The organism is Cupriavidus phytohabitans (genome assembly GCF_017815025.1).
GTDB lineage: Bacteria > Pseudomonadota > Gammaproteobacteria > Burkholderiales > Burkholderiaceae > Cupriavidus.
The window spans coordinates 114227-121916 of the sequence record NZ_JAGIQB010000020.1; the positions used below are offsets into that span (position 1 = coordinate 114227).

Sequence of the window (7690 nt, forward strand, 5' to 3'; positions counted from 1 at the left end):
GGCCGCCGCATCCTTGTCAAGGCAACATCCATGCCCGACATGTCCATGGCCACCGCCTGCAACGGCGACGCTTCGGGCCGCCGGGCGAGCGCGTGCCCGCTGCCCGTGCGCGCCTGCTTACTGTGTCACGACTGTTTCAAAGTGGGACACTTGTCCAGAAACGGGACACCGCCGCGGTGCGTTCCCGCCGCCAGTGCCTGGGCGGGGTTCAGCCGGGCTGGTACGGCAGCCCGCGCGCCTCTTCCATCTTGCGGTAGACCGTATTGCGCGAAATGCCCAGCGCCTTGGCCGCCGCCGAGATATTGCCGTGGTGCGCCCTGACGGTGGCGACGATGGCCTGGACCTCGACCTCGGCCAGCCGCGTCGGCTGCACGCCCGGTGGCACGCTAGCCAGGGCAGGGGCTGACGGCGCGGCCGCCCGCGCCTGCCGCTCGCGCAGGTCGTCCAGGAAATCGTCGGGCAGGTGGTCCTCGGTGATCTCGGCTTCGCCTTCCGCCATCAGCCGCGCGGTGCGCAGCAGGTTGCCGAGCTGGCGGATGTTGCCCGGCCAGTGGTATTCCCGGAACATCCCCATCACCGAGCCCTTGATGCGGGGCGTCGCGCCCGCGGGCTGCTCCTGGCGCAGCAGCTTGCCCGCCACCACGTCCAGGTCGCTGCGCTCGCGCAGCGCGGGCAGGCGCACCACCAGGCCGTTGAGGCGGTAGTACAGGTCCTCGCGGAACTGCCCGCCGGCGACCATTTCGCGCAGATTGCGGTTGGTGGCGCACACCAGCGAAACATCGATATGGATCACCTTGCTGCTGCCCAGCGGTTGCACCGCGCGCTCCTGCAGCGCGCGCAGCAGCCGCCCCTGCAGGTGCAGCGGCATGTCGCCGATCTCGTCCAGGAACAGCGTGCCGCCGTTGGCCAGCAGCATCTTGCCGATGCCGCCCTTCTTGCGGGCGCCGGTGAAGGCGCCTTCCTCATAGCCGAACAGCTCCGACTCGATCAGGTTCTCGGGGATCGACGCGCAGTTCACGGCGATGAACGGACCCGCGCGGCGCGGGCTGTCGGCGTGGATGGCGCGCGCCATCAGTTCCTTGCCGGTGCCGGTTTCGCCCAGCACCATCACCGGGATGTCCTTGCCGATCACCTTGCGCAGCTTGCCGATGACGGCCCGGATCTGGGTGTCGCCGGTGTCCAGCTCATCCAGTCCCTCGGGCGCGGACGGGTCGGCGCGCGGGCGCTGTGGCGCCACGATGGCCTCGCGCGCGTCCTGGCGCGCTGCGTCGACGCCGGGCATCGCGCTCCGGCTGGTCTTCGATTCCACGCGCGCGCTGACCTTGACGCCGCTTGGCAACTGCAGCTGCACCAAGGCCGCCGGTGCCGCGCGCACCGCGTCGAACAGCTGCGACATCGACAAGCCGAACAGCGAAGAGAACGTATGCGCCTGCAGCGCGCCGTTGGACAGGCCCAGCTGGAACTGCCCGCTGCGGTTCGCCGACAGGAAACGCCCGCCCGGAGTGAACGATACGATACCCTCCACCAGCGTGCCCAGGAACTCCGCACGCGAATGGAAGCGGATGCAGACCATGTCGCGGAAGGCGTTGCCGAACAACTGGTTTTCGATCATCTGCGCCGACATCCGCACCAGCGCCATGGTGTGCTTGTGAAAGCCGCGCTGGTCGCCGGTCACATCGAGCGCGCCGACGGTCTTGCCGTAGGGGTCGAGGATGGTCATGCAGGAACACGTCAGGAACTGGTTGGCTTCCAGGAAGTGGTCGGCGCCGTGGACCAGCGTGGCGCGGTTCTCGGCCAGCGCGGTGCCGATCGCGTTGGTGCCGCGGGACGACTCCGACCAGTCCGCGCCGGCGCGCAGCGCCACCTTGTCGGCGCGGGCCAGGAAATCGTCGTCGCCCAGCGAGTGCAGGATCAGGCCGTCGGCGTCGGTCAGGATCACCATGCTTTGCGTGTTCACGATCTGGTCGTAGAGCGTTTCCATCACCGGCAGCGCATAGGTGAACAGTGACTGGCTGCGTTCGATGCGGGTCTTCAGCTCGCTCTGCAGTACGGGGCAGAAGTCCGGCGACTCATAGGGGCGCAGGCCGTAGGAAGCGGAGCGCTGGTGGGCCTGGGCAATCAGTTCGGCGCGCTCGGGTTTCGCAGGCTCGCCCGCCGGGGCAGCTTGGATGGTCATTTCAGTGTCTCCTGTGGAAGGTCGCCCGCGATCTTTGCGCGGGTCGCTGCCGGCGCCTTCAGCGGGCGCGTGTCCGACAGTGTTGCGTCATGAAGCAAGACGCTTGCCAGAGTGTGGCATTCCGGGACACCGGCGCGGCGCTGGCTGGTGCCGTTCTGGCCGGTGCAGCCCCGGCCAGCGCCGCCGCGAGGCGGTTGCGCGCCCCGTCGGGCCCGCGGCAGGACGCTGGTATGGCTCTTGCGGAAATGGCGTCAAACACAAAACCCGTTCACCGTAGGAGACATCCATGAACACGCAGCGCCATTTGCTTGCCTTGTTATCGCTTTGCGCGGTCCTTGCCGCCCCGGCCTCCGCGCTGGCCCACGGCGACGTCACGCCACAAGCCGTCGACACCAAGGGCCTGCCACAGCTTGGCGACGAATGGCGTCCGGACAATCCCTACCGCGCCGGCGCCGCGCAGCAGGAAGCGCAGCGCATCGGCAGCTCGGCCTACAACCAGAACTGCGCGCGCTGCCACGGCCTGGAAGCGGTGTCCGGCGGCATTGCCCCCGACCTGCGCAAGCTTGACGGCGACTGCGTGTCGCTGGCCGATGCCAGGAAGAAGCAGGCCTGCATGGCCGAGATCTCGCAGTTCTACACCACCACCGTGCGCAAGGGCCGCACCCGCGACGGACGCGTCTACATGCCGCCGTTCGACGGCGTGCTGAGCCAGGAAGCGGTGTGGGCGATCAAGACCTACCTGGAATCCCGGCGCGAGTGAGCGCCGGGCATGGTCGCGCAGGCCATGGCGTTCCACATGCTGTTCCACTCGCTGTCCCAATAGCCGTCGTCGTTCACACCAGGAGAGACCTCATGCCTGCCAGCCCAGTCCGTGGCCAGAGGCTTTGCCAGACCCCCGCCATACCGGCTGCACCGGCATCTACCCGGCGCCGGCTGTGTTTCGCCTTGCTGGCGGCCGGCGGGCTGCTCTGCACGCAGCCCGCGTTGGCCGACCTGACCAGGATTCGCCAGAACGGCTCGCTCAAGGTCGCGGTCTACAAGGGCCTGCCTCCTTTCTCGACGGTGGCGGGCAGCCAGTACGACGGCATCGACGTGGCGCTGGCCAGGGCCCTGGCCGGTGAGCTGGGTGTGTCGGTGTCGCTGCTGCCTTTCGATGCCGACGAGAACATGTCCGACGACCTGCGCTCGATGGTCTGGCGCGGCCACTACCTCGGCTACGGCCCGGCGGACGTGATGCTGCACGTGCCGGTCGACCGCGCCTTCATGCGCGCCAACGACAAGGCGCTGATCTTCGCGCCCTACTACCGCGAGACCTTCGTGCTGGTGCGCGACCGCGAGCGCGTGCCGGACGTGCGCGGCCTGGACGACCTGGCGGGGCATCCTGCCGGCGCGGCCGCCGGCTCCGCCGGCGCCAACGCGCTGCTGTCCGGCGCGGGCGGTGCGTTGCGCGACAAGGTGAAGATCTACCCCGAGGCCGGCCAGGCGCTGCGCGCGCTCTTCGCCGGCGAGATCGCCGCGGCGATGGTGACCCGCGCGCAATATGAGAGCGCGCTGAAGGCCGCCGGCCAGTCCGCGACGCGCTTTGCCACGGCGGACATCAGCTCGCCGCTGCTGCCGCCGCGCGGCTGGGCCGTCGGCATGGCGATCAAGGCCGGCGACAAGGAACTGGCGCAATCGCTGGAGAATGCGCTGGATGCGCTGCGGCGCAAGGGCGAACTGGCGCGCATCTTTGCCGGCTATGGGGTGACGATGCAGGAGCCGTGAGGCGCGGGCGAGCGCCGTTATGGGCCGGCCAGTGCCGCAGCCGCGTACAGCAGCAGCGCCACCAGTATCACCAGGGTGAAGCCGGCATGGATCGCGACCAGCGTGGCAAGGACCGCCGCCACTACCGAGGCGCAGGCGTTGATGCCCCAGGCCCAGGGCACCAGCGCTTCATCGCGAGCCGCGACCCGGTCCAGGCCAAGTGGGAAGGGCATGCCCATCAGGAACGCCAGCGGCGCGATCAACAGCACCGCGACGGCAATCCGGGCCGGATCGGGCAACGCGATCAGCAGCCTGAAGACGGCCGGCAGCGCCGCGAGATAGATCAGCGATACCGCCCAGATGCCGGCGACCGCCAGCGTCGCCTGGCGCCCGGCGCGCGAGCGCAGGCGTTGCGAGTACCGGCTGCCGAGGCCGGCAAAGCAAAGGAAGGCACACAGCACCACCGCGACCGCGTACAGCGGATGGCTCAGGAACAGGATGAATTTCTGGATGAAGGCGATCTCGACGAACATGAAGCCCACGCCGACCGCCAGGAAATAGAAACCGACACGCCATGCGCGCGGGCCGCCGTCGGTTGCCGCGCCCGCAGCCGCAAGCATGCGGGTGCGCCGGCGCAGGACGCGGAGCGGGACCACGATCAGCAGCAACGCCGCGGCGGTAGCCTGCAGCAGCGTGGCGACCAGCACCGGATAGCCCCATTCCAGCAGCGGCAGGCCGCCCTGGGATTTCAGCGCCAGAAGTTCAGGCAGCGTGCGCCATTTGAAGAAATGGAAGAAATAGGGCTTGTCGTCGGTGGCGGGCCGCACATCGAACTTGTATTCCGACAGGAAGCGCGCACGTTCGGGGCCGAGCAAGGCCTGCGCAGTCTCGAAGAAGTAAGGCTTGTCGAGTACGTTGTAGCGATTGGCCTGGCCTGCCTGGATGCCGGGATAGTACTCAACGTCGAACGAACGGGCGCGGCAGAAGGCCTGCAGCGCGGCAAGCTCCGCCGCATCGAACTCGCCGTTCTTCACCAGCAGTGTCGCCGTCTTCCATCCGCGGATCAGCACCAGCCGCAGCGCGGGCGCCGGCACGTCCATCTTTTCCATGGCGGCCACGGCGGTAGCGAACAGCTTGGGGATATCGCGCGGCGGCAGCGTGACCCAGCGCGTGATCGCCAGCATGCCGCCCGGGCGCAAATGGCGCAGGTAGCCCTGGAAGGCTTCCACGGTATAGAGATAGCTCTCGGACAGCGCATACAGGCCCGCTGACGATGTGCTGAATGAATCGAGCAGGGCTACCTGGATCAGGTCGTAGCGGTCCCGGCTGGCCGCCAGGAAGCCGCGCGCCTCGCCGGTAAAGACGCGCACGCCCGGTGCGCTGTACGGCTTGCCGGAGAACGCGGCAAAGCGGCCCTGCACCAGTTCGATCACCTGCGGATTCAGCTCTACCGCATCGACGGCGCTGGCGTGATGCCAGATCGCCTGCAGTACGTCCGCGCCGGCGCCACTGCCCAGCACCAGCACCCTGGGGTCCCGCAGCAGGTGGAATGGCAGGGCAGAAGTGAGGTCGCCAAGGTACGCCAGCGGCTCGCGCCGGCCGTCATAGCGGTTGAGCGCGCTGAGCCCGTCGCCATCTGTCAACACGGCCAGTTGCTGCGGCGGCTCGGTGGTGGCATTCAGGCTCAGTCCGGGGGCGTGACGCAGCGGGATTGACGGGCTTTCCACCACCGTGACCAGCCCGAGCGGACTGGAGCGCTGCGCCACCACCCGTGCATCGCCGATGCGCAGTACCTGGCTCAGCTCCTTGTACTCGGACGGCTGCAGCGCGATCCATGCTCCGGGTACGGCAGCCGGCACTGTCGCCGCAACCAGCAGCAGCGCCGGCAGCCACGGGCGATGCCAGCGGCATTCCACGCACGCCAGCGCGGCCGCCGCGATGCCCGTCGCGCTGACCAGCCGCAGCGCCCCGACCGGGCTCAACGCAAACAGCGCCACGATGATCCCGAGGCAACCCAGCCCGGCACCCAGGATGTCGAAGCTATAGACGCGGTGCACCTGCGCATTGAAGCGCGAAAACACCAGGCAAACACTGGTCGCCGCGCAGAAGAACGGCACGAACAGCAGCAGGTAGAGCATCAGCAGGCGCAGCGGCTGCGATGGTTCCCACAGGATTTCCAGCGGATTGAACGCGACCTGCTGGGCAATCGCGAAACAGGCCATCGCAGCGGCGCCGAAGAGCAGGGCGCCCGCAACGAATGCCGGCATGAAATGGCGCAGCAGCGCCTGCCGCGCGAGCGCGACCAGCGCGCCGGCCGCGCCATAGCCCAGCAGGGCGACGCTGATCATCATGTAGGCGAAGTGGTGCCACAGGATGATGGACAGCAGCCGCATCAGCAGGATTTCGTAGCCCAGCGCGGCGGCGGACAACAGCGCCAGGGCAAGCAGCGGCGGTCGTGGCATGGTGCCGGCGCCGCGCTATGGCTTGCTTACCAGCGGCACGAACCTGACCGGCAGGATTTGCCGGGTGGACACGGCGCCGTCGGCGGCCTTCTCGACCAGCAGCAGGTATTGCGTCATGAACTGCGCGCCCACCGGGATCACCATGCGGCCGCCCGGCTTGAGCTGGCGGATCAATGGGGGCGGCACATGGCTGGCCGCAGCGGTGACGACGATGGCGTCATACGGCGCGTGTTCTTCCCAGCCGTAGTAGCCATCGCCGACCTTGCATGCCACCTGCTGATACGCCAGCCGCTTCAACCGGTCGCAGGCCTGCCGTCCCAGCGGCTCGATGATCTCGATGGTGTAGACGGCCTTGACCAGTCCGGCCAGCACAGCCGCCTGGTACCCCGAGCCGGTGCCGATCTCCAGCACGGTATCGCCAGGCTTTGCCATCAGCAGGTCAGTCATCAGGCCGACGATATAGGGCTGCGAGATGGTCTGGCCATGGCCAATGGGCAGCGGGCGGTTGTGATAGGCATACGGCTTCTGCGCATCGGGGACGAACTCGTGCCGAGGCACCTGGCTCATCACCGCCATGACGCGAGGGTCGAGCGTGTGCTTGCCACTGGTTGTGCCGGTTTCGGCCGCGATGGTTGCAATCTCCTTCACCATGTCGGCGCGCTCGGCGGTGCTCGTGTCCCGGGCGTCGGCGCCGTGCCATGGCGGCGCCACGGCCAGGATGGCGGCGAGCAGAAGGATGGCGGGTGACGGTTTCACGGCAAGCACCGGTAGGTTGCCTTATGGACATCGTAGTCACGAAAAGGCGCGCTTCGAAGGGCTCCAGCCCGGCGGGTAATGCACATGGACCCCGCAAGTGGCAAAAGAGGCGCTTCCGGGAATTTTTGAAAAAGACTTGCTACTTTGTTTTGGAGGCCCTAATATTCGCCCCCTCCTGCAGCGCAAGCAGCACTGCAAGCCGGGCAGGAGGAAATGGGTTGTTGAGATTTACTTCGGCTGGCAGCGCCGGTCGATAAAAAGAAATTTCTCGAAAGTAGTTGCTAAATCGTAGAAAATTCTTTAAGATCTCGTTTCTTCGCTGCTGACAAAACAGCGACGCGACAAGCAAAGCGAATCGCGAAAGTTCTTTAACAAACAAACACCGATAAGTGTGGGCGCTTGATTAACGGATGCGAAAGACTTCGGTCTTTTAGCTTACAAGTTATACAGTGCTCGCACAGCAAAACGTGACTGGATCTTCGGATCTGGTCAGTCAGTTTTCTGAGAGTGAGCGACCGCTCGAAAGAGCGAGACCTGTAGGGAAACCGAAGGG

General features: G+C 67.0%; 5 protein-coding genes. 2 read left to right on the forward strand and 3 right to left on the reverse strand.

Going from position 1 to position 7690, the window contains the following annotated elements; translation table 11 throughout:
• Positions 1–208: 208 nt before the first annotated feature.
• The gene (locus J8I34_RS16140; RefSeq protein WP_209806434.1) at positions 209–2176 is read right to left on the reverse strand and encodes a sigma-54-dependent Fis family transcriptional regulator; all 1968 of its coding nucleotides are present in this window, start codon (positions 2174–2176) and stop codon (positions 209–211) included.
• 286 nt (positions 2177–2462) lie between these two features.
• Between J8I34_RS16140 and pedF the strand changes: the two genes are divergently transcribed.
• Positions 2463–2936 carry a cytochrome c-550 PedF gene (gene pedF, locus J8I34_RS16145; RefSeq protein WP_209777361.1) on the forward strand — a complete coding sequence of 158 codons (474 nt, stop codon included), beginning with the start codon at positions 2463–2465 and terminating at the stop codon, positions 2934–2936.
• Between the two features lie 92 nt (positions 2937–3028).
• The gene (locus J8I34_RS16150) at positions 3029–3940 is read left to right on the forward strand and encodes a substrate-binding periplasmic protein (protein WP_209806435.1); all 912 of its coding nucleotides are present in this window, start codon (positions 3029–3031) and stop codon (positions 3938–3940) included.
• A gap of 17 nt (positions 3941–3957) precedes the next feature.
• Here the strand turns inward: J8I34_RS16150 and J8I34_RS16155 are convergent, their stop codons facing one another.
• Positions 3958–6381 carry a spermine/spermidine synthase domain-containing protein gene (locus J8I34_RS16155; RefSeq protein ID WP_209806436.1) on the reverse strand — a complete coding sequence of 808 codons (2424 nt, stop codon included), beginning with the start codon at positions 6379–6381 and terminating at the stop codon, positions 3958–3960.
• A gap of 15 nt (positions 6382–6396) precedes the next feature.
• Positions 6397–7137 carry a protein-L-isoaspartate(D-aspartate) O-methyltransferase gene (locus tag J8I34_RS16160; protein WP_348635821.1) on the reverse strand — a complete coding sequence of 247 codons (741 nt, stop codon included), beginning with the start codon at positions 7135–7137 and terminating at the stop codon, positions 6397–6399.
• Between the last annotated feature and the right edge of the window lie 553 nt (positions 7138–7690).

Coding starts and splice junctions, on each gene's coding strand:
- J8I34_RS16140 (WP_209806434.1), bottom strand. CDS start 2,176: ATGACCATCCAAGCTGCCCCGGCGGGCGAGCCTGCGAAACCCGAGCGC.
- pedF (WP_209777361.1), top strand. CDS start 2,463: ATGAACACGCAGCGCCATTTGCTTGCCTTGTTATCGCTTTGCGCGGTC.
- J8I34_RS16150 (WP_209806435.1), top strand. CDS start 3,029: ATGCCTGCCAGCCCAGTCCGTGGCCAGAGGCTTTGCCAGACCCCCGCC.
- J8I34_RS16155 (WP_209806436.1), bottom strand. CDS start 6,381: ATGCCACGACCGCCGCTGCTTGCCCTGGCGCTGTTGTCCGCCGCCGCG.